Origin of the sequence: Neisseria arctica, assembly GCF_022870905.1 — a bacterium.
GTDB classification, from domain to species: domain Bacteria; phylum Pseudomonadota; class Gammaproteobacteria; order Burkholderiales; family Neisseriaceae; genus Neisseria; species Neisseria arctica.
Window position 1 is genome coordinate 1748789 of sequence record NZ_CP091510.1, and the last position, 22137, is coordinate 1770925.

General features: G+C 47.8%; 18 protein-coding genes. 12 read left to right on the top strand and 6 right to left on the bottom strand.

The window, feature by feature from the left end; all coding sequences use genetic code 11:
* Positions 1 to 15: 15 nt before the first annotated feature.
* From lspA to rsmA, 3 genes are all read right to left on the bottom strand, one after another.
* Complete coding sequence (gene lspA / locus LVJ86_RS08070) at positions 16 to 513, bottom strand: signal peptidase II (RefSeq protein WP_047760381.1); 498 nt, start codon at positions 511 to 513, stop codon at positions 16 to 18.
* Positions 514 to 698: 185 nt separating this feature from the next.
* Positions 699 to 1424, bottom strand: a complete 726-nt coding sequence (locus LVJ86_RS08075) for an amino acid ABC transporter ATP-binding protein (protein WP_047760382.1) — start codon at positions 1422 to 1424, stop codon at positions 699 to 701.
* Between the two features lie 22 nt (positions 1425 to 1446).
* Positions 1447 to 2226, bottom strand: a complete 780-nt coding sequence (gene rsmA, locus LVJ86_RS08080) for a 16S rRNA (adenine(1518)-N(6)/adenine(1519)-N(6))-dimethyltransferase RsmA (RefSeq protein WP_047760383.1) — start codon at positions 2224 to 2226, stop codon at positions 1447 to 1449.
* 297 nt (positions 2227 to 2523) lie between these two features.
* Between rsmA and dusA the strand changes: the two genes are divergently transcribed.
* Positions 2524 to 3570: a tRNA dihydrouridine(20/20a) synthase DusA gene (gene dusA, locus LVJ86_RS08085; RefSeq protein WP_047760384.1), complete on the top strand. Its 1047-nt coding sequence runs from the start codon at positions 2524 to 2526 to the stop codon at positions 3568 to 3570.
* A 359-nt stretch (positions 3571 to 3929) separates the two neighbouring features.
* On the opposite strand, the gene gdhA is transcribed toward dusA, so the two are convergent.
* Positions 3930 to 5270, bottom strand: coding sequence for an NADP-specific glutamate dehydrogenase (gene gdhA / locus LVJ86_RS08090; protein ID WP_047760385.1), 1341 nt, complete (start codon positions 5268 to 5270; stop codon positions 3930 to 3932).
* 288 nt (positions 5271 to 5558) lie between these two features.
* Here gdhA and LVJ86_RS08095 point away from each other — a divergent pair, with 288 nt between their 5' ends.
* Together LVJ86_RS08095 and LVJ86_RS08100 are read left to right on the top strand one after the other, a co-directional pair.
* Positions 5559 to 6353, top strand: a complete 795-nt coding sequence (locus LVJ86_RS08095; RefSeq protein ID WP_047760386.1) for a thymidylate synthase — start codon at positions 5559 to 5561, stop codon at positions 6351 to 6353.
* Between the two features lie 270 nt (positions 6354 to 6623).
* On the top strand, positions 6624 to 8123 hold the full coding sequence (locus tag LVJ86_RS08100; protein ID WP_152667028.1) for an ABC transporter substrate-binding protein: 1500 nt from the start codon (positions 6624 to 6626) through the stop codon (positions 8121 to 8123).
* A gap of 158 nt (positions 8124 to 8281) precedes the next feature.
* Here LVJ86_RS08100 and LVJ86_RS08105 read toward each other — a convergent pair whose 3' ends face one another.
* Positions 8282 to 10081, bottom strand: a complete 1800-nt coding sequence (locus LVJ86_RS08105) for a bifunctional chorismate-binding protein/class IV aminotransferase (protein WP_047760387.1) — start codon at positions 10079 to 10081, stop codon at positions 8282 to 8284.
* A 394-nt stretch (positions 10082 to 10475) separates the two neighbouring features.
* Between LVJ86_RS08105 and ppk2 the strand changes: the two genes are divergently transcribed.
* From ppk2 to LVJ86_RS08130, 5 genes are all read left to right on the top strand, one after another.
* On the top strand, positions 10476 to 11405 hold the full coding sequence (ppk2, locus tag LVJ86_RS08110; protein ID WP_047760389.1) for a polyphosphate kinase 2: 930 nt from the start codon (positions 10476 to 10478) through the stop codon (positions 11403 to 11405).
* Between the two features lie 389 nt (positions 11406 to 11794).
* Positions 11795 to 13867, top strand: coding sequence for a carbon starvation CstA family protein (locus tag LVJ86_RS08115; RefSeq protein WP_047760390.1), 2073 nt, complete (start codon positions 11795 to 11797; stop codon positions 13865 to 13867).
* Positions 13857 to 14063: a YbdD/YjiX family protein gene (locus LVJ86_RS08120; RefSeq protein ID WP_047760391.1), complete on the top strand. Its 207-nt coding sequence runs from the start codon at positions 13857 to 13859 to the stop codon at positions 14061 to 14063. The genes LVJ86_RS08115 and LVJ86_RS08120 overlap by 11 nt, the downstream gene beginning before the upstream one ends.
* Positions 14064 to 14403: 340 nt before the next feature.
* Positions 14404 to 15975, top strand: a complete 1572-nt coding sequence (gene msrAB / locus LVJ86_RS08125) for a bifunctional peptide-methionine (S)-S-oxide reductase MsrA/peptide-methionine (R)-S-oxide reductase MsrB (RefSeq protein WP_047760392.1) — start codon at positions 14404 to 14406, stop codon at positions 15973 to 15975.
* A 242-nt stretch (positions 15976 to 16217) separates the two neighbouring features.
* On the top strand, positions 16218 to 17411 hold the full coding sequence (locus LVJ86_RS08130) for an amino acid aminotransferase (protein ID WP_047760393.1): 1194 nt from the start codon (positions 16218 to 16220) through the stop codon (positions 17409 to 17411).
* A gap of 81 nt (positions 17412 to 17492) precedes the next feature.
* On the opposite strand, the gene LVJ86_RS08135 is transcribed toward LVJ86_RS08130, so the two are convergent.
* The gene (locus tag LVJ86_RS08135; RefSeq protein ID WP_047760394.1) at positions 17493 to 18875 is read right to left on the bottom strand and encodes a nucleobase:cation symporter-2 family protein; all 1383 of its coding nucleotides are present in this window, start codon (positions 18873 to 18875) and stop codon (positions 17493 to 17495) included.
* A 253-nt stretch (positions 18876 to 19128) separates the two neighbouring features.
* Between LVJ86_RS08135 and dapA the strand changes: the two genes are divergently transcribed.
* The 4 genes from dapA (at position 19129) to rdgB (ending at position 22104) form a co-directional block, all read left to right on the top strand.
* Entirely contained in the window at positions 19129 to 20004 is an 876-nt protein-coding gene (gene dapA / locus LVJ86_RS08140) for a 4-hydroxy-tetrahydrodipicolinate synthase (protein WP_047760395.1), read from the top strand.
* A gap of 16 nt (positions 20005 to 20020) precedes the next feature.
* A complete protein-coding gene (gene bamC, locus LVJ86_RS08145) occupies positions 20021 to 21157 on the top strand; it encodes an outer membrane protein assembly factor BamC (protein ID WP_047760396.1) in 1137 nt (378 codons plus the stop codon).
* Between the two features lie 100 nt (positions 21158 to 21257).
* Positions 21258 to 21500: an NGO_0222 family membrane protein gene (locus LVJ86_RS08150; protein ID WP_047760397.1), complete on the top strand. Its 243-nt coding sequence runs from the start codon at positions 21258 to 21260 to the stop codon at positions 21498 to 21500.
* Positions 21490 to 22104 carry an RdgB/HAM1 family non-canonical purine NTP pyrophosphatase gene (rdgB, locus tag LVJ86_RS08155; RefSeq protein ID WP_047760398.1) on the top strand — a complete coding sequence of 205 codons (615 nt, stop codon included), beginning with the start codon at positions 21490 to 21492 and terminating at the stop codon, positions 22102 to 22104. The genes LVJ86_RS08150 and rdgB overlap by 11 nt, the downstream gene beginning before the upstream one ends.
* Positions 22105 to 22137: the final 33 nt, after the last annotated feature.

The following is a 22137-nucleotide window of genomic DNA, read 5'->3' on the forward strand; positions in this document are numbered from 1 at the left end:
GCCCATCTATAATATTTAAGCGTTTTTTTCCGGCTCTTGTTTATGCTTAAATCCGTCTAAAACCAAAAGAACCGCGCCCACACAAATAAAACTATCCGCAACGTTAAATGCGGGGTAATACCAGTTTTGCCAGTAAAAAAGTAAAAAATCGATTACATGGCCGTGAAGCATTCGGTCAATCACATTACCCAGCGCGCCACCTATAATCATCGCCGCACCCAATTTTCCGCGACAGCCGAATTCATCTTTTACAATAGCTCTCGCCAAATACGCACACACGAGCACCGCTAAGGCCAAGAAAAAATATTTTTGCCAACCGCCAGCCTCGGCCAAGAAGCTGAATGCCGCACCGGTGTTGTATACCAACGTTAAATCGAAAAAATTAGGAATGATATTCAACCGTTCGGCAAATTCAAAACGCTCCAGTACGGTGATTTTGGTAATTTGGTCTAATACGATAGCCGCTGCCGCCAGCAGCCAATATTTCATTGTGGATTTTTTTTCAGTAGCCATACATCACAGACAACCAGTTAAACAAGAAAAGCATTTTACCCGATTAGCACCCTCTAGGGGCGAATTTGCAAAAGATTGGCACATTTCACACCCAAAGCTTACAAATAATGCCGTCTGAAAGCTTTTCAGACGGCATTATTAAAACAGAACATACCGAAACAGGTTTGAGTGCACTGCTTTCTTTATTAATGCATTACCTGTTGCAAGAATTGTTTGGCGCGTTCGGTTTTGGGATTTTTGAAAAATTCCTCAGGCACGGCATCTTCGAGGATTTGGCCGTGGTCAACAAAAATCACCCGATCCGCCACCTCGCGGGCAAAGCCCATTTCGTGGGTCACACACATCATGGTCATACCGCTTAAGGCCAAATCTTTCATAACGCGCAATACTTCTCCCACCATTTCAGGATCGAGTGCGGAGGTAGGCTCGTCAAACAACATTACCCGCGGCTCCATTGCCAAGCCGCGTGCAATAGCCACACGCTGCTGCTGCCCGCCCGAAAGCTGAGCCGGCATAGCGTCTTTTTTATGCTCCAAGCCGACACGTTTCAAAAGTTCGATGGCTTTTTTCTCTGCCTCTTCACGGCTAAGCTTTTTCACTTTCATCGGAGAAAGAATAATATTCTCCAACACCGTTAAATGAGGGTAGAGGTTAAAACTTTGAAATACGAAACCTACTTCGGCACGAACCTTATTCAAATCGGTTTTGGCATCGGCAACATTCACGCCGTCTACCCAGATTTCCCCCTCCTGAATTTGCTCAAGCTGGTTCACGGTACGGATAAGTGTTGATTTGCCGCTGCCCGAAGGGCCGCACACTACGACTACTTCGCCTTGTTTTACTTCAAGATTTACGCCGTTAATAACATGCAAATCTTTAAAATACTTGTGTACGTTCTTAAATTTAATCATTGCTCTTTGTTCTTCCAACTGTTCAGACGGCCTTATTCAACAAATAGTTGCTTAACGCCACATATAATTCCGGCTTCACATGCTCGGCTCTGTCTTGCGGATTGATACCAACGGCGGCCAAATCCTCATCAGTTGCCATGTCTTTCAGATTATTACGTATGGTTTTCCGCCGCTGTGCGAAAGCCGCTTTTACCAATTTGCCAAAATGCCCGAAATCCGCCGCTACTCCCAAACGTCCCGGCTGGGGAATCATCCGAACGACTGCCGAATCGACTTTAGGAGCAGGATCGAACGACTCGGGCGGTACATCCAGCAAATATTCCATATCGAAAAAATACTGAAGCATCACGCTTAAGCGGCCGTAATCATTACTTTTAGGCTCCGCCACCATGCGCTCCACCACCTCTTTTTGCAGCATAAAATGCATGTCGTATACATCATCCGCCACTTCGCTCAAACGAAACAGCAAAGGTGTCGAAATATTATAGGGCAGGTTGCCGACGATTTTCTTTTTACCCGGCACGCTGTGAAAATCAAAAGCAAGAACGTCTCCCTCATGAATCACCAACTTATCGGCAAACGGGAGCGTTTTCAAACGTTTGATAATATCTCGGTCAATTTCGATGACATGCAGACGGTTCAATTTTTTCGCCAACGGCTCGGTAATTGCCGCCAACCCGGGGCCGATTTCGATTACCACATCATCCGGCTGCGGGCGTACTGCGTTTACGATATCACTGATAATGCGCGTATCTTGCAAAAAATTCTGCCCGAAACGCTTGCGGGCCTTATGTTCTTTCATCATCTTTCCGCATCTGGAATTTCAAGCGCGTATTGTAACCGAAAACCACACATTGTTGCGGCGAAAATCAGTTCCGGCCGCCATCTTTTCCACTTCGCAGAGCCTATCCAAAATCCGCTATAATAAGCGGCTTTACTGATTTCAAATATTTGCCGTAATGAATCATTTTGCTCTTAAATAACGCTTCTCGAATCGGCCGGGCTTAAACTACCCGCATTTGCCCCATCATTGCTTGTAACATTATATGTATGTTGCCGCCGAATATATAAAAAAAGCACAAAGTACAAAATAAAACGTATGGAAACACCAGAAAAAACCAATAAAAACAATTTAGCTATTGATTACAAAGGTACGCGCCGATTATCGGTTGCCCCCATGCTCGACTGGACCGACCGCCATTACCGCTATATGGCCCGTCAGATTACGCGCCATACATGGCTCTACACCGAGATGATTAATGCCGGAGCGGTTATTCACGGGGATCCTGTCCGCTTTTTGTTGAAAGACGAATGCGAAAACCCCGTTGCTTTGCAATTAGGCGGCAGCGAACCTGCCGATTTGGCCAAGGCGGCCGCTAAGGCAGCCGCATATGGCTATGATGAAATCAACCTCAATTGCGGATGCCCCAGCCCGCGCGTTCAAAAAGGCGCGTTCGGAGCCTGCCTGATGAACGAACCCTTATTGGTGGCCGACTGCCTCAATGCCATGCAGGATGCCGCCCCCGATTGCAGCATCACCGTCAAACACCGCATCGGTGTCGACCGCCAAACAGACTATCAAGTCGTGGCCGATTTTGTCGGAACCTTACACGAGCGCACCGCCTGCACCACCTACATCGTACATGCCCGTAATGCTTGGCTGGACGGTTTATCGCCCAAAGAAAACCGTGAAATCCCACCGCTGAAATACGATTACGTTTACCGGCTCAAACAAGAATTTCCTCATTTGGAAATTATCATCAACGGCGGCATCACCACCAATCAACAAATCAGCGAGCATTTGCAGCATGTTGACGGCGTGATGGTCGGGCGCGAAGCCTATCATAATCCTATGCTGATGCGCGATTGGGATAAGCTTTTCTACGGTAGCGATACAGAGGGTATCAGTCATGCCGAATTGGTCACCAAACTGCAAACATATGCCGCCGCACAAATCTCTACTGGGCGCGGCACCATTCTGCGCCACATGGCCCGGCATTATCTCGGTCTGATGCACGGTCTCAAAGGAGCTCGGACTTGGCGGCGTATTCTTTCGGACGCTGAGATGCTCAAGCCTAACAACCCTGCCCTACTGGCCGAAGCTTGGGAACATGTTTCGAAGGCAAACTTTGAAAACGAGCGGTAAAGCAATTAAGAGCCGATCCTTAAAATGCACCGGATCTTAAAACAACACATCAGCTATACAATATTAATATCAAGTGTTATAAACATTCATACGGCAACACCCTAGTTTTCAGACGGCATCGCCACCGCACTTGAATGCAACACCCAAACCAATCTGCCTAAATGCACCTATAAAACCGTCATCCATACATTTCTTTGATTGGTCGATAGCAATCAAAGTCTACTTTTCCCGGAAAACAATAGCAGCTCCTTTTTGGTACTGACAAAAAATTCAGCTTTTATCCGACAAGTAACGGCAAATATAAAAATGCCGTCTGAAAATTTTCAGACGGCATTTCTACGAATAAACCAAAACTACACTTATACAACACCTTGTGCCAGCATGGCATCGGCCACTTTGACAAAACCGGCAATATTGGCACCGTTTACATAATTCACATAACCACCATCATCTTTGCCGTAGCGCAAACAAGCTTCGTGGATATCAGTCATAATGGTGTGCAAGCGGTTGTTCACCTGATCTGCCGGCCATGAAAGACGCAAGGCATTTTGGCTCATTTCCAAACCTGAAGTGGCTACACCGCCCGCATTGCTGGCTTTACCGGGCGCATACAGGATACGGGCTTTAACAAATACTTCCACCGCTCCCATAGTGCTGGGCATATTCGCCCCCTCTGCCACACAGAAACAGCCGTTCGACAACAATACGGCGGCATCTTTCTCATCCAATTCGTTTTGAGTGGCGCAAGGCAGAGCAATATCGCACGGAACACGCCATGGACGCTCCCCTTCAAAATACGGCAAACCTTGCTCTTGAGCATATACGGAAAGACGCTCGCGACGCTCGTTTTTCAGCTCCATCAAGGCTTTCAATTGGGCTTCCGTCATACCCTCGGGGAAATGTACGAAGCCTGCCGAGTCGGATACGGTCAACACTTTGGCTTCACGTTGGAGCAATTTTTCGCAAGCATATTGGGCAACATTACCCGAACCGGAAACGGTAACAGTTTTACCGGCCAAATTATCATTGCGTGTTGCCAGCATCGCTTCTGCAAAATAAACCGTGCCGTAACCTGTGGCCTCCGGGCGGATCAGGCTACCGCCGTAAGTCAGGCCTTTACCCGTCAACACAGAGGTAAACTCATTGGCCAACCGTTTATATTGGCCGTAAAGATAACCGATTTCGCGCGCACCCACGCCGATATCGCCTGCGGGTACGTCGGTATCCGGACCGATATGGCGAAACAATTCAGTCATAAATGATTGGCAAAAGCGCATTACTTCGGCATCACTCTTACCTTTCGGATCAAAGTCGGCACCTCCTTTGCCACCGCCCATAGGCAGCGTGGTGAGCGCGTTTTTAAACACTTGCTCAAATGCCAAAAATTTTAATACGCCCAAATCAACGCTTGGATGAAAACGCAAACCGCCTTTATAAGGGCCGATAGCCGAATTCATTTGTACACGGTATCCTCGGTTAACTTGCACGTCTCCTTTGTCGTCCACCCACGGTACACGGAACATAATCACGCGCTCCGGCTCCACGATACGCTCAAGCAGGCCCTGGCGGGTATAACGTGGATTATTGGCCAAAAACGGTTCAAGACTCATAAAAACTTCTTCTACAGCCTGATGGAAAACTGCCTGATTGGGATCACGCTGTTTAACTTTTTGAAAAAGGCTGTTTAAATCTGTAGCCATTTAGTTTCTCCGAATATTAGTCTAGGCAGGCCGGCTATCGGGCTCCAGATACCCTGAAATCAAGCTTCGGCCGACAGTGAGGCAAGCATAACACATAATGGCACATAATGACCGCATCTCGATATTCCGAATCGCCACAAAACATATCATGAACACTTTGTAACACTGCCTGGGCCCGAATCAAATACAGCCAAAAACGGGAGCGGCATACCGCTTAAAACTAATTTTTCAAGGCTAATTTTAATATTATAATGGAGACATTTTTCAAAAATCAGAAGGCATGAAGCCATGAAAGCATATCAAGATTTGATGCGCCACGTACTTGATAACGGCGTCGACAAATCCGACCGTACCGGTACCGGCACCCGTTCCGTGTTCGGTTATCAAATGCGCTTCGATTTAAGCAAAGGATTTCCCCTGCTCACTACCAAAAAACTGCATTTGCGTTCGATTATCCACGAACTCTTGTGGTTTCTCAAAGGTGATACGAACATCAAATATTTGAAAGAAAACAATGTTTCTATTTGGGACGAGTGGGCCGACGAAAACGGTGAGCTCGGGCCGGTTTACGGTTACCAATGGCGCTCATGGCCCGCACCCGACGGGCGCCATATCGACCAAATCAGTAATCTTGTCGAGCAGATTAAAAACAATCCGGATTCCCGCCGTTTGATCGTCTCTGCCTGGAATCCTGCCTTAGTTGACGAGATGGCGCTGCCGCCCTGCCATGCTTTGTTTCAATTTTATGTAGCCGAAGGCAAACTTTCCTGCCAACTCTACCAGCGCAGCGCGGATATTTTCCTCGGCGTACCGTTCAACATTGCCAGCTATGCCCTGCTTACTATGATGGTAGCGCAAGTATGCGGTCTGCAGCCGGGCGAATTTATTCATACATTCGGCGACGCCCATCTATATAGCAATCATTTCGAACAGGCAAAATTACAGCTTGGCCGCGAACCGCGCAAACTGCCGGTTATGAAACTCAATCCGGAGATAACTAATCTGTTTGATTTCACCTTCGATGATTTCGAACTGAGCGGTTATGATCCGCATCCGCATATCAAAGCCCAAGTTGCCGTATAGGCAATACTCAGATAAAGGCCGTCTGAAACGTATTTTACAGTTTTCAGACGGCCTGTTTTTTTATAATATTGCCCGACAACTCCAATCAGGCGGGACCGATAAAATCCCCGCCGTACTTTCTTACTCTGCAAAGGATTGCAATGAAACCTTCTTTCCGACTCTCCGCCGCCGCCCTAGCTGCGGCATTAGCCCTCTCTGCCTGTGCGCCCGGGGAAAAAACTGCCGAAGAAAAACCGGCTGAAGCCAAAGCAAGTATCGTTACCCGCAATAATGTTACCGAACCGCAATCCACTCGACCCCCACCAAATCACAGGTATTCCCGAAATCAATATCGTACGGGATTTGTTTGAAGGCTTGGTTGAAACCGATGAAAAAGGCGATGTTATTCCCGCAGCCGCCGAATCATGGGAAAGCAGCGACAATAAAATATGGCGCTTCAAGCTCCGCCCTGATGCCAAATGGAGTAACGGCGACCCGCTTACCGCGGAAGATTTTGTTTACAGCTGGCGCAGGCTTGTCGACCAGGCTACCGCATCCCAATACGCTTCTTACCTACAAGCTGCCAAAATTGAAAACATCGATGATATTTTGTCCGGCAAAAAATCACCCGATATGCTCGGTGTGAAAGCAATTGATCCGCATACGCTCGAAGTTACCCTTACCGCCCCTGTCCCCTATTTTCCGAAAATGCTCTTTCACGCAGCAACCAAGCCCGTGCACCGTGCTACCGTTGAAAAATTCGGCAACAAATGGACTCAGCCTGAAAACTTTATCGGCAACGGTCCTTACACGCTCGACAAATGGGTAGTTAACGAGCGTATCGAACTACGGAAAAACCCGCAATACCGCGAAGCGGGCAAAGTACAGATCGAACGTGTCGCCTTCTTACCTATCGGTTCTCAAACCGACGATGTTGCGCGCTATCTGGCCGGAGAAGTTGATATTACCGATGCCCTGCCGCCCGAAATGTTTGCCAAACTGAAAACAGAGCATCCCAAAGAGCTGATGTTCAGCCCTTCACTGTGTACTTACTACTTTGAAATCAACAACCAAAAGGCTCCGTTTAACGATGCCCGCGTGCGTAAAGCCCTTTCGCTAACACTCGATCGTGACACCATTGTCGAAAAAGTATTGGGACGCGGTGAAGAACCGGCCTATAACCTCACCCGTGTCGGTACTGCCGATTTCGTACCTTATGTGCCCGCCTGGACAAAAACCGACTATGCCGCCCGTGTTGCCGAAGCACAAAAACTGCTGACGGAAGCGGGATACGGCCCCTCGAAACCACTGAAGTTCACATTCCTATACAACACTTCGGAACAACATAAAAAAATCGCCGTTGCCGCCGCTTCAATGTGGAAGCAAGCTTTGGATTTCGTCGACGTCAAATTGGAAAACCAAGAGTGGAAGACCTACCTCGACAACCGCCGCAGCGGCAGCTACCAACTGGCGCGCGCATCTTGGTGCGGCGACTACAACGAGCCTTCTACCTTCCTCAACACTTTGCGCAGCAACAACAGCAGCAACCGTGCTTTCTATAAAAATCCGAACTACGATAAGCTTTTGGACAAAACACTTGATGCCGGTATTACCGCTGCCGAACGCAGCGAGCTTTACCGCCAGGCCGAAGCCAAAATCGATGAAGACAGCGCGGTTATTCCCGTATACGGCTATGTGAACTCCCGCTTGGTAAAACCGCATATCGGCGGCTATTCAACGGAAGACGTATTAAACGAACTACCCAGCAAGCGTTTGTTTATTAAAAAATAAACTTACAGGCTTTCTGGTCGTAAAAAAACCGCCTCATGCAACAAGCTCCGCCAAACACATTCGGCGGGGCTTATATTTTTCAGTCTAGCGGGATAATGCCTTTATTGCCGCAACTCATTCATGATTCAAATACACCTCCGCAAAATTTTCAGACGGCCTCAATCTGTTTTTAAGCGTACTTCCATCATGCCCCGTAAAGCATTGCACAACATAACGGCTTCGGCATTTTGCAGCTGCGAGTATGTAATACGGCTTTCGCAAACTTGTCTGCAGCCCAAATAATGCTGTGTGTTCTCCAACACTTCACGGCGCATAACGCCGTCTAAAATATCCAAATCGGCAGCCGGAGTATGCCAGATACCGTTCAGCTTCACCCATACCGAGCTTCGTCCGCCCTCAAGCAAAAAACCACTGCGGTTGAAAAACAAACTGTCAAACGCTCCTTGCCGCACGGCGTGTTGCCAACCCGCATCGTAAATGCCGCGGTATGTGGTTTTGAAACGGCGTAAGTAATCGTTATCAGGCAATACGGTATCCGACACCAGCACATATTGCGCTTCCTGCCCAAGTGGCGGACATGGTGAATGTTCAAAAGACAATCCCTTCCGTGTCAGCACAATTTTTACACGGTAGACACCGATATCAGGCAACGCCCCCACATAAGCGGAAATATCAGCAGCGGCCGTATCCGGCAAAGGAAGATTCAACGCTACGGAACTGCGCCGTAAACGGGCGATATGCGCCGCAAGCAGCCGGCAGGTTCGATTTTCAACACGCAATGTTTCGAAAACACCGAATTCCGGCTGCAAATCATTTAAAAAGCGGGCTTTCCAACGACATTCGGTATATTCGTCCGCCCCCACGCTATCGGCCACGATACCCGAACCGACACCGTAAATACCTTGATAGAGGCCGTCTGAAACCGGCTTTAATTGCAAACTGCGTATCACTACATTCAAAGTGCCGTGAAAACCCAATCCGCCCGCACAAGGCGCCAACCAACCGATGCTGCCGGTATAAAGGCCGCGCGGAGCCGCTTCAATTGACCGGATAATCTGCATACTCATACGCTTGGGCGCGCCCGTAATCGAACCGCAAGGAAAGGCCGCCTGAAAAATATCCGCCGCTCCAATATCCGGCTTAGCTTGCGCCTGAACCGCACTGGTCATCTGCCAAACGCTGCCGAAACGCGAAACCTTAAACGGTTCCGGCACACGTACGCCGCCCGTAACCGCGATTTTGCCCAAATCATTGCGTAACAAGTCGACAATCATAACGTTTTCGGCACGGTTTTTTTCATCGGCCTGTAATGCCTGCGCACGCTGTTTGTCTTGACCGTCACCCAACACCGGCGCCGTTCCTTTCATCGGTTCGGTCATAATCAGGCCGTCTGAACCGATATTCAGAAAAAGCTCGGGAGAAAAGCATAAAGTCCAATTCGTTTCACCACTTTCAGACGGCAAAGCCGCCAGAGCCGCATAAGGCACAGGCTGGCGCAAGCGGTGGTAGAGTTTGAAAGGCGAACCATAAGCTTTCAAGTGCAGGCGCGTGGTGTAATTGATTTGGTAGGTATCACCCCGCGCAATCGCTTCTTGGATTGCTGCCACCGCACGCAAATAATCCGCCTCATCCGTATCGCTCTGCGGCATCGAAATACCTGCGGGAACATCTGCTTGGTATTGTTCTGCCAACCATGATTCGGGATTTTCAACAGGGTTACACTCAGCAAACCAATGCACCGCCAAATTTCCCGCCGCCGGCGCATCCAGCCCCATCAGCGGCAAGCCGAATTCATAGTCCGCCCACAATACCGCGTGCAGCCCTTCCGCCCATCCCGCCTGTAAAACAGGATCCAGCTGCGGCAAATCCTGTGCGGTCAAAAAACGGCTGTAACAGTATTGGCGGTACAACTTCGCACGATTGGCCACAGCATCGTCGAACAATACAAAATGAAGCATAAATATAACGCAATAGACCTAAAAGAAAGCAGGATTATATAGTGAATCAGCACTTTAGATACGTATGAAAAACAATAAGACGCATAGGGAAAAATCCGCTTATACGACAAGCCTATGGCCAAAGTATGGCCGAGGTACGCAAACCGCACCGAAAAATATGCCGCAATCACATGTTTTATGTCAAAAACATGTTGAAATCCGATGTAATTTTTTTGTTTATTTTTGTAAACAGCGTTAAAATACAACTGAAAGAACAGCTTCTTCCTAATACGGGAGACCTTTGTAAAAACAGTAAACAAACGGCTCTAAACAAAGCAAAAAATACACCGGCATATCAAATATGCTGTTTTTACAAAGGTCTCAACAATATTCAATCACATAAAGGAGTTAAAGTATGACCGACCATCAACTAAAACCATTTGAAGCAGTAGATTTGGGCGATAAAAAAGACAAATTGGCGGTTTTCGAAGAAGCTGTTCTGGAGCATAAAGGCCGTGTCAGCAATGAAGACTCAAATGCCGCCCCTCTGCCCGAAAGCTACCCCTACCGCACCCGCATGAGCCGCCGCGTGTATGAGAAAGAAAAGAAAAAACTACAAATCGAGCTTTTAAAAGTACAAAGTTGGGTGAAAGATTCGGGGCAGCGTATCGTCAGCATTTTCGAAGGTCGTGATGCTGCCGGTAAAGGCGGTACCATCAAACGCTTTATGGAGCATCTCAACCCTCGCGGCGCCCGTGTAGTGGCTTTGGAAAAACCGACAGAAACCGAAAAAGGCCAATGGTATTTCCAACGCTATATCCAAAATCTGCCGACCGCCGGCGAAATGGTGTTTTTTGACCGTTCATGGTACAACCGCGCAGGCGTAGAACGCGTAATGGGCTTCTGCCAGCCCCACGAATACCTGCTGTTTATGCGTCAAACTCCCGAATTCGAACGTATGTTGGTAAGCAGCGGTATTCATTTGTTTAAATTCTGGTTCTCCGTAAGCCGCGAAGAACAACTGCGCCGCTTTATCTCACGCCGCGACGATCCCCTAAAGCACTGGAAACTCTCTCCGGTAGATATCCAATCGCTTGACCGCTGGGACGACTATACCGAAGCTAAAAACGCTATGTTCTTCCACACCCATACCGGTGATGCACCGTGGATGGTTATCAAATCGGACGATAAGAAACGCGCCCGTTTGAACTGTATCCGTGCTTTCTTACATGCACTGGACTACCCGGGTAAAGACGAACAAGCCATCGGTGCAGTCGATCCTTTAATCGTACAAATGCCGAACACCGTATTTAAAGACAGCGACTTCGATGTAATTGCCGATTAATTTAGCAATATTTTGCCAACATATCCATAAAAGCCTTCTGAAATATTCAATTTGAGAAGGTTTTTTTATCATTTGACTTACCGCAACTTTCTTTATTTAAAACAATCTAACACTTTTACGGATATGTTAATCTTATCGGGTATGTTCGGTCGGATAAAGCAGACAATCAATTTTGCTGCTTTAATCCACCTGTTCGCAATAAAAACGACGGTGTATCCGCAAGCATGCTGCCATGTGCCTTCCTTTTTATTGCGGACGGCTTCTCCAACCGCTCGGCAAAGCTTCCATAGTGATGCCGTTTCGGCTTGGACAGAATCGATTACAGCGATTCAAACTGCTGATTCTTTTATAAATATACTCAACCCAACACCTCTCCTGAAGGATTTGCCATGAAACATCTGAAGTCGTTTCTGATTTGGGGCATCGTGGTATTAGTCGGCCTGGCCGCTTTTACTACGCTTGCCATGAGTCGCGGTGAGCAGGTCAGTGCGGTGTGGATGGTAGTTGCCGCCATCTCCGTTTACTGTATCGCATACCGCTTTTACAGCCTCTTTATTGCCAAACAGGTTCTCGAACTTGATGCGAACCGCTTGACACCGGCAGAGCGTCATAACGACGGCTTAGACTATGTTCCGACACATAAAGGCGTTTTATTCGGCCACCACTTCGCCGCCATTGCGGGCGCAGGCCCTTTGGTAGGCCCGGTACTGGCCGCACAAATGGGTTACCTGCCAGGTACCTTATGGATTATCTTTGGCGTGGTTTTTGCCGGTGCCGTGCAAGATATGATGGTGTTATTCGTTTCGATGCGCCGCGATGGTAAATCACTGGGCGATATCGTCAAACAAGAATTGGGAACCACCGCCGGTATCATTGCGTCAGTCGGCATCATGATGATCATGGTCATCATTATGGCCGTATTGGCACTCATCGTAGTGAAAGCACTGGCACACAGCCCATGGGGAACCTTCACCATTGCCGCCACTATGCCGATTGCCCTGTTTATGGGTATTTATACCCGTTATATCCGCCCCGGCAAAATCGGCGAAATCTCCATTGTCGGTTTTATCCTGCTGATGCTGGCAATCGTATACGGCGAAAATGTGGCTCAAAGCTCTTATGCGCACTATTTCGACCTCACCGGCGTACAGCTGACTTGGGCCATTATGATTTACGGTTTTATTGCCGCCGTTTTGCCCGTTTGGCTGTTGCTCACTCCGCGTGATTATCTTTCCACCTTCCTGAAAATCGGTACCATCGTTGCTTTGGCCGTTGGTATTTTGATTGTCAGCCCGGTACTGGAAATGCCTGCGGTCACTAAATTTGTTGACGGTACCGGCCCGGTATTCTCCGGTGATTTGTTCCCCTTCCTATTCATTACCATCGCCTGCGGCGCCGTATCGGGCTTCCATTCCCTAATCTCTTCGGGCACTACCCCGAAAATGCTGGAAAACGAAACCCATGTCCGCATGATCGGCTATGGCGGTATGCTGATGGAAAGCTTCGTAGCAATTATGGCTTTGGCTGCTGCATCCGTATTGGATCCGGGTATTTATTTCGCAATGAACAGCCCTACTGCGCTGATCAGCACCGATGCAGTACAAGCAGCACAAGTGATTACCAACCAACTCGGCTTCCCTGTTGAGGCTTCCACCCTACTGCACACTGCAAAAGAAGTAGGCGAAAGCACGATTCTTTCACGCGCGGGCGGCGCTCCTACCTTGGCCGTAGGTATGGCACACATCATGAGCCAGCTGATTCCCGGCGAAGGTATGATGGCCTTCTGGTATCACTTTGCCCTGCTTTTTGAAGCCTTGTTCATTCTTACCGCCGTGGATGCCGGTACCCGTGTTGCCCGCTTTATGATTCAAGACCTTGGCGGTATTTTCGTCAAATCTTTCGGCAACACCGAATCACTACCTGCCAACTTAGTTGCCACGTTCTTGGCTGTGGCCTTGTGGGGTTATTTCCTATACACAGGTGTAACCGATCCGCTTGGCGGCATCAACTCTTTATGGCCCCTCTTCGGTATCGGTAACCAAATGCTTGCCGGTGTGGCATTGATTATGGTGAGTGTGGTTTTGGTGAAAATGAAACGCGAACGCTATGTATGGGTTCCTCTCACTCCCGCACTGCTACTGTTGTTCGTTACTTGTTACGCCAGCCTGCAAAAACTGTTCCACAGCAATCCGAAAATCGGCTTCTTGGCACATGCTGCCAAATTTAAAGAAGCGGCTGCTCGCGGCGAAGTTCTGGCTCCTGCCAAAGACCTCGCGCAAATGCACAAGATTGCCTTTAACGATTATGTAAACTCTGGCTTAACCGTACTCTTTTTATCGGTAGTGGTAATTGTTGCCTTCTACGGTTTGCGTGTGGCATTGAAAGCCCGTAAAGTAGCATGGCCGACTTCGAAAGAAGTACCTGCCGTATATCGTAATGAGGTAAAAGTTAATGAGCCGTAATATCCTGACCCGCATCAAACGCTTGTGGAAAACCGCCCGCCTGACGGCCAACCTGATGGTAGGCGTGCCCGATTATGAAAACTACGTTGCCCGCCAACGCCAACATAATCCCAACGCACCGGTGATGACGGAACTGCAATTTCAGGATTATTGCCGCAAACGCCGCTGCGGCGCCAGCGGCGGACGCTGTTGTTAAATTTTTACTGTAAAATCCAAAGGCCGTCTGAAATGTTTCAGACGGCCTTTTGCTTTCATTTACAGCCCTAATTAATGTTGAACAATTAAAATTTCTGTTCCATGTACGAAAAATAAAAACGACGAATATCCTAACTTTCCCACAGCCAAAGCAATAGCCCTGCCATAAAAAAGTAAACATTTGTTATATTTTTACAAAATAATTAAATGCTATTGCAGAAGCAGTTAAGGTGTTACACTATAACAAAACAATAATTCTTATCATCAGTTGTTCGCTTCCCGATACGCTTAATGTCTGGAAATGCATTTTTAGTTTAAAAATACACAGTACTGGACTTCACATGAAAACTTCACGAACACTATGGGCAATCATTGTCGGTTCAGCCGTTGCCTTAGCAGCCTGTACGCCTACGGATTCCGCACAGATAGCCTCTCCTAAAAGCATTAACCACTATCTGATAGAATTAGACAATATACAGCCATCACCGCAAAAACTGTCTATACAAGAAAAAAAGCCCACCCTTATCAAATTTTGGGCAAGCTGGTGTCCGCTATGTTTAGCCGAACTCTCCACCACCCAAGCATTAATACGGGACAACAAATTAGAAAACGCCAATATTGTTACCGTTGCCTCACCGGGTTTCTTACATGAAAAAGATAAAGCCTCTTTCATCGAATGGTTTCAAGGTTTGAACTATCCCGATCTGCCTGTTCTGATTGATGAAAACGGTACGCTTGCCCGACAGTGGGGCATCGGAGTTTACCCGTCTTGGGCTGTTTTAGACGAAAAAGGCAAAGTCTTACAAATTATCAAAGGAAGCTTGAATGAAAACGCCATACTCTCTCTTGCGAAAAATCCTCAAAACCCGCCCTCCAAAGTAGAAAAGAAATTTTACCAACAAAATAAAGACGGTAATGTCAACGCTCAAAATGCACAAACCATCTACCTGGCCGGCGGATGCTTTTGGGGAGTTGAGGCTTATTTCCAGCGCATTCCCGGTGTGATCGATGCCGTTTCAGGCTACGCAAACGGCAACACCCCAAACCCCAGCTATGAAGATGTCGTCCACCGGCAAACCGGCCATGCGGAAACCGTTAAAGTAACCTATGATGCAAGCCGTTTAAGTCTGAACGATATTTTGCGCTATTACTTTCGTGTCGTGGATCCCACCAGTCTCAACCAACAAGGCAATGATCGCGGCATTCAATACCGAACGGGTATTTATTACACTGATCCTGAAGAAAAACCTATTATCCAAGCCGCACTCGAACAAGAGCAAAAAAAATACAAAAGTAAAATCGTGGTTGAAAATCAACCTCTGAAAAACTTTTATGAAGCTGAGGAATATCATCAGGATTATCTCGCAAAAAATCCAAACGGCTATTGCCATATCGATATCACCAAGGCAGATGAACCGCTGGACGGAAAACCTGTACAAACACCCCCTGCCCGAAAAGCTTTCAATGCCGAAACCTATCAACGCCCCAGCGATGAAGAGTTACGCAAAATATTAACCCGCGAACAATTCAGTGTCGTACGCGGCAACGGCACAGAGCTTGCATTCAGCCATGAATACGACAACCTATTTGCCGACGGCATTTATGTAGATATCGTTAGCGGCGAACCTTTATTCAGCTCTCGGGATAAATATAAATCGGGATGCGGCTGGCCCAGCTTCACCCGCCCGATAAAAGATCAATCCATCGTCAAAAAAGATGATTTCTCTTACAACATGCACCGTATCGAAGTACGCAGCCGCACTGCCGATTCCCATCTGGGTCATGTATTCCCGGATGGCCCGATAGAAAAAGGCGGATTACGTTATTGCATTAACGGGGCAAGTTTGAAATTTATTCCTTATGATCAAATGGATGCCCAAGGCTACGGTGAGTGGAAGAAATCCGTAAAATAAATAAACGGCTGCCCTACAAAATTTAAGGGCAGCCGAATTACTATTGAGAAAGGTTTTAACCCCACCTTTAATTGGAAATACGAACCATCAAACAATGGCTTCTGGAATCAAACCGCCTTCACACTTTTATGCGGTTTCCTATCTTATTACTTGGTTACGGATAAACCATACCGCCTTAAAATAATCCATGTAAAATGAACATACTTTTAAAAAACCCCTATAACGACAAGGATAAACTACTCATGTTCAAACACATCGACTTCTATCCGGGCGATCCTATACTCGGCTTGGTTGAAACTTATAATCAGGATCCGCGGGCCGAAAAAGTAAATCTCGGCATTGGTATTTATTTTGATAAAAACGGTAATTTGCCGGTTTTGGACTCTGTCCGCCACGCAGAAGAAGAGCGTGCCGCCACTGCACGTCCCCGTCCCTACCTTCCTATGGAAGGCCTTGCAGAATACCGCTTAGCCGTACAAAAACTATTATTCGGCAACAATTGTAGTGCCCTATCCGAAAACCGAATTGCCACTATCCAGACCCTTGGCGGCTCGGGCGCACTTAAAATCGGTGCCGATTTTTTACACCGCTGGTTTACTACTGCCCGCGCATATGTAAGTAATCCGACGTGGGACAACCATAAAAGTATCTTTGAAGGTGCAGGCTTTGAAGTCGGTACTTACCCTTATTATGATCCGGTAAGCGGCAATGTGCTATTTGAAGAAATGTTGGCTTTTTTTGAGAGCCTGCCGGAAAACAGCGTATTGATTCTGCATCCGTGTTGTCACAACCCGACCGGTGTCGACCTCAGCAGCAATCAATGGGATAAAGTTTTAGAAGTTATACAAAACCGCAAACTGATTCCTTTTATGGATATCGCCTATCAAGGATTTGGCGAAAACTTAGAAGACGACGCCTATGCCATCCGTAAAGCCGTCGTCATGGGATTACCGCTGTTTGTCAGCAATTCTTTTTCCAAGAACCTTTCTTTATACGGCGAACGTGTCGGCGGCTTGTCTGTTGTCTGCCCGAGCGAAGAAGAAGCCAAACTTGTGTTCGGCCAACTCAAACTGGGCGTGCGCCGCGTTTATTCCAGCCCACCGGCGCACGGCGGCTACATTACCGCGCGTGTCATGAATGACGGGGAGCTGTTTTCCCTCTGGGAAAAAGAAGTTTATGCCATGCGCGACCGTATCCGGCTGATGCGCCGCAAACTGTATGAAGTATTAAGTGCTAAAATCCCTGAAAAAGATTTCAGTTATTTTATAACCCAACGCGGTATGTTCAGCTATACCGGCCTCAACCCGGCACAAGTACAGCGCCTACAAGACGAATTTGCCGTCTATCTGGTTGCCTCCGGCCGTATGTGCGTTGCCGGATTAAACGACAACAATATTGATTATGTTGCCAATGCATTTGCCATAGTATTGAAATAAACCTTTAACATATTTTAAAAGGCCGTCTGAAAATTTTTCAGACGGCCTTTTTAGGCTATGGCTGTATAAGCAATATTTGCATTATTCCAAATCACCGCTTACATAAACCGTACCGCCACTCTTGTCCTCAGGCAAAACCAAATTCAAAATCACTGCCATAATACCGCCGGCAGAAATCGAATTTTGGAACAATACCGGCAGATTTTTAAATACCTCAGGCTCAAAAGCTACGCCCAAACCCAATCCAACTGATGTTGCCGCAATCACTGCTTCACGGCGGCGGATACCGTTGCTAACCAAAATACGCACGCCGGCAATCGCGATCAGACCAAACATCAAAACCATTGCGCCACCGAGAACCGGGCTGGGAATAGTCGTAAACGCCCGGCCAATTACGGGAAAGAGACCTAACAATACCAAAATTACAGCAATATATTTACCCACATGACGAGAAGCCACACCGGTCATTTGGATAACACCATTATTCTGGGCGAATGTAGTCAACGGCAGCGAACCCAGCGCAGTCGCAATCACTGACACCAAACCATCCGCCATTACGCCACCTTTCAAACGGGCAGTATATTCCTCACCTTCGATAGGTTGGTCAGAAACCATCGCCGTTGCGGTCAAATCACCCACCGCCTCAAACACACTCAACAAATAAATCGCCCCTGCCACGATAAATGCATGCCAATCGAAAGCGAAACCATACTTAAATGGTACCGGCACGGTAATCAGAGGGAGATCTTGTAAAGGTGAAAAATCCACCTTACCCATAAACAAAGCTACGATATAGCCGACAATCAAACCCACAGCAATACCGCTCATGCGCAAAAGCGGATTCTTCATACAGTTGAACAACAAAACGATCAACAATACCAGCGAAGCCAAGCCCAAATTTTCCAGCGAACCGAATGTACCGTCACTCTTAGCGCCGAAACCTCCGCCAAAATCAGTAATACCCACATGCACCAAGCTTAAACCGATCAACATCACTACTACGCCGCTAACCGTTGGCGTGATGACCTTTTTTAAATAAGGCAGCAGCCAAGCCGAAAAGCAAACCAGAAACGCCCCGACAAAAGATACGCCCAAGAGTGTAGAAATCATGGCGTTCTCATCCAAACCGCCCTCTTTCATCCCCACGCCAAGCGCAATCATCACGGTAACAAAAGAAAAGTTAACAGATTGAATCGACAACATTCCCGAACCAACCGGGCCGAGGCGGTTTACCTGAAGATAAGTACCGATACCCGAAGCTACCATCGACATCGATACCAAATAAGCAGTCATCTCCACCGGAAGCTGTAAAGCTCCGCCCACAATTAAAGCCGGCGTAATCATCGGTACGAAAATAGCCAATAAATGGGTGATGGCACTTAAAAGCGCATTCATAAACGGAGGTTTGTCTTCCAAACGGTAAACCAAATCGGGGCTTTCAGCCATTTTCGGGGGCATTGCCATTACATCTTCCTTCCCATTTAAGTTTAAGAAATGCTAAAAATTGTAAGCGCGGCATTGTATATAATTATCAGTTTTTATTCAATCACTTCATGAGCAACAATGCAGCCTACTGTTGCTTACGAAACGCCTTTCACCCTATCTGTATACGACCTTTGCAAACCTTTGCAGGCCGTCTGAAGGCAATATTTCACACAATCGGCAAAGTAAGCTACAATCGCCCTATTTACCGACGTTGAGAAATAAAGGTTTAACCATGTTAAAAGGTAGTCTGGTCGCCCTGATCACGCCGATGAATCAAGACGGCAGCGTGAATTTCGAGCAACTCAATTCTTTAATCGACTGGCACATTGAAAGCGGCACCGATGGTATCGTTGCCGTGGGCACTACCGGCGAAAGCGCCACTTTGGCTGTAGACGAACATCTGGCGGTTATCGAAGCCACCGTAAAACACGTTAATAAGCGTATACCCGTTATTGCCGGCACCGGCGCCAACAATACCCGCGAAGCGATTGAGCTTTCACAAGCTGCGGAGCGCTTGGGGGCGGACTACACTTTATCTGTCGTCCCCTATTACAACAAACCTTCCCAAGAAGGAATTTACCGCCATTTCAAAGCTGTTGCCGAAGCTACCTCTATCCCGATGATTATTTATAATGTTCCGGGACGTACCGTTGTCAACATGACGAACGAAACCATTTTGCGTTTGGCCGAAATTCCCAATATTGTCGGCATTAAAGAAGCCAGCGGCGACATTGGCCGTGAAATCGACCTCATCAACCGCGTACCGGAAGGATTTGCCGTTTATTCGGGTGACGACCCTACCGGCATGGCTTTCATGTTCTGCGGCGGCCATGGTGTCATTACCGTAGCGGCCAACGTTGCCCCCAAACTCTTTGCCGACATGTGCCGGGAATCGTTAGCAGGCAATATTGAGACTGCGCGCAAACTCAACGGACAGCTTATTCCCGTTTACGACGTTATGTTTTGCGAACCCAGCCCCGCTGCCCCCAAATGGGCGGTGTCACAATTGGGAAAATGCAATGCACATGTCCGCCTGCCGATTATTGAGCTTTCGGCAGAAGGCCAAACCAAAGTTCGTGACGCGCTTGTTGCAGCCAAATTGATTTAACTTACAGGAAGCACCTATGAAAACTGCTCTGAAACCTGTTGTTATCGCAGCCGCCGTATTAAGTATGGCGGGTTGTGCCGGCAGCAAAGACAAACTGCCTGCTTTAGATTACCAAACCCAAAACCGCAAGATCGTTAATCTAGAAGTTCCACCCGATCTGACCAATCCCAACCAAGGCAATATTTACCAACTGCCTGCCGGTTCCGGTGCCGTTCGTGCAAGTGACCTAAATCGTACGAATACCCAGCAAACAGCCGGAAGCCAAACCGTATTGCAAGATGTAAAAGGCGTTCATTTGGAACGGGACGGCAGCCAACGCTGGTTAGTGGTAGACGGTAAATCACCCGCCGAAATTTGGCCTTTGCTGAAAGTATTTTGGCAGGAAAACGGCTTCGACATCCGTTCGGAAGAACCCGCTATCGGGCAAATGGAAACGGAATGGGCCCAAAACCGTGCCAAAATCCCACAAGACCGCCTACGCAGCCTATTTGAAAAAGTCGGCCTCGGCGGCATCTACTCGACCAGTGAGCGTGATAAATTCATTATCCGCATGGAACAAGGCCGCAACGGCACAACCGATATCTTCTTCAGCCACCGCGGTATGCAAGAAGTTTATGGTGACAAAAACAAAGACACCACCATATGGCAGCCCCGCCCCAATGACCCGAATCTCGAAGCAGCTTTCCTAGCCCGCTTCATGCAATATTTAGGAGCAGACGCTCAGCAGGTTGAAAAAGAATTGGGCAAAGCCGACACTCCGGCCAAACGCAACGGCACTGCCGAACTGGCAAAACTCGAAGGCAATACCGTATTGCTTTCCGGTTCGCAAGAGCGCAATTGGCGACGCACCGCACTGGCTCTTGACCGTATCGGCCTGACCGTTGTCGGCCAAAATCTTTCAAGACACGCTTACTTGGTACAAGCCGCACCTCAGGAAAGCGACGCTGTAGCTAATAAAAAACCCGGCTTGTTCAAACGCCTGTTAGGTAAGGGTAAAACTACCGAACCTAAAGCGGCAGCTCCCGAACTGATCGTTTACGCCGAACCTGTTGACGGTGGCACCCGCTTAAGCCTACTCAATAAGGACGGTAGCGTTTATCAAGGCAATGATGCAGGTACTTGGATCAGCCGCCTGTATACCGAATTGCGCTAAGTAAAAATCGACAAGGCCGTCTGAAAACAATTTTTCAGACGGCCTTTCCTCATTAGCAGACATAAATAAATACCCTTTTATTCAGATACTTTTTCTAAATATGAAAGCACGTAAAACCTATTTAATCGGTATCGCCTTCTTTACCGGCCTCTTCATGGCATTGATGCTACTGGGCAGCTATCTGCTTTCCATCGAAAGCAAGCAATTTGCCGTAGCCAGCTTTTTATTTGCATTCGGCGCCGTATTCGGACAAATTGCCTGTTTGGCTCTTTATATCCGCCAAAAAGCCATGCTGCAAGCTATCGCAGCACAACGTGCGCAGGAGTATAAAAATGCTGAATAAAATTATATTGGCAAGTGGTAACCCTGGAAAATTAAAAGAATTTTCCCGCTGGTTTGCCGAACGTTCGATTGACATTCTTCCGCAATCCGAATTCAACGTCCCCGAATGTCCCGAACCATACGGAACATTCATAGAAAATGCATTAGCCAAAGCCCGCCATGCCAGCCGCCACAGCGGCCTGCCAGCCCTGGCAGACGACAGCGGTATTTGCGCTAATGCCCTAAACGGCGCCCCCGGTGTCTACTCAGCACGTTTTGCCGGAGATAATCCTAAATCCGATGCGGCCAATAATCTCAAACTTAGCACGGAACTTGCCGGTAAAGAGGATCAAAGCTGCTATTACGTTTGTGTTTTAGTATTGGTTCGACACGAACACGATCCCCAACCCATTATTGCCGAAGGTATTTGGCGCGGCACTTGGCAAACAGAAGCGAAAGGTGAAAACGGCTTCGGTTACGACCCACATTTTTATTTACCGGAGCAAGGCTGTACGGCTGCCGAACTTACGCCCAAACTTAAAAACCAAATCAGCCACCGCGGCCTGGCATTACAAGAATTAAAAAAGAAAATCGACCTGCTCTACCCTTCTGCCAAGGCCGTCTGAATAACCATTATCCCGCCTTACCCCCGATATTAT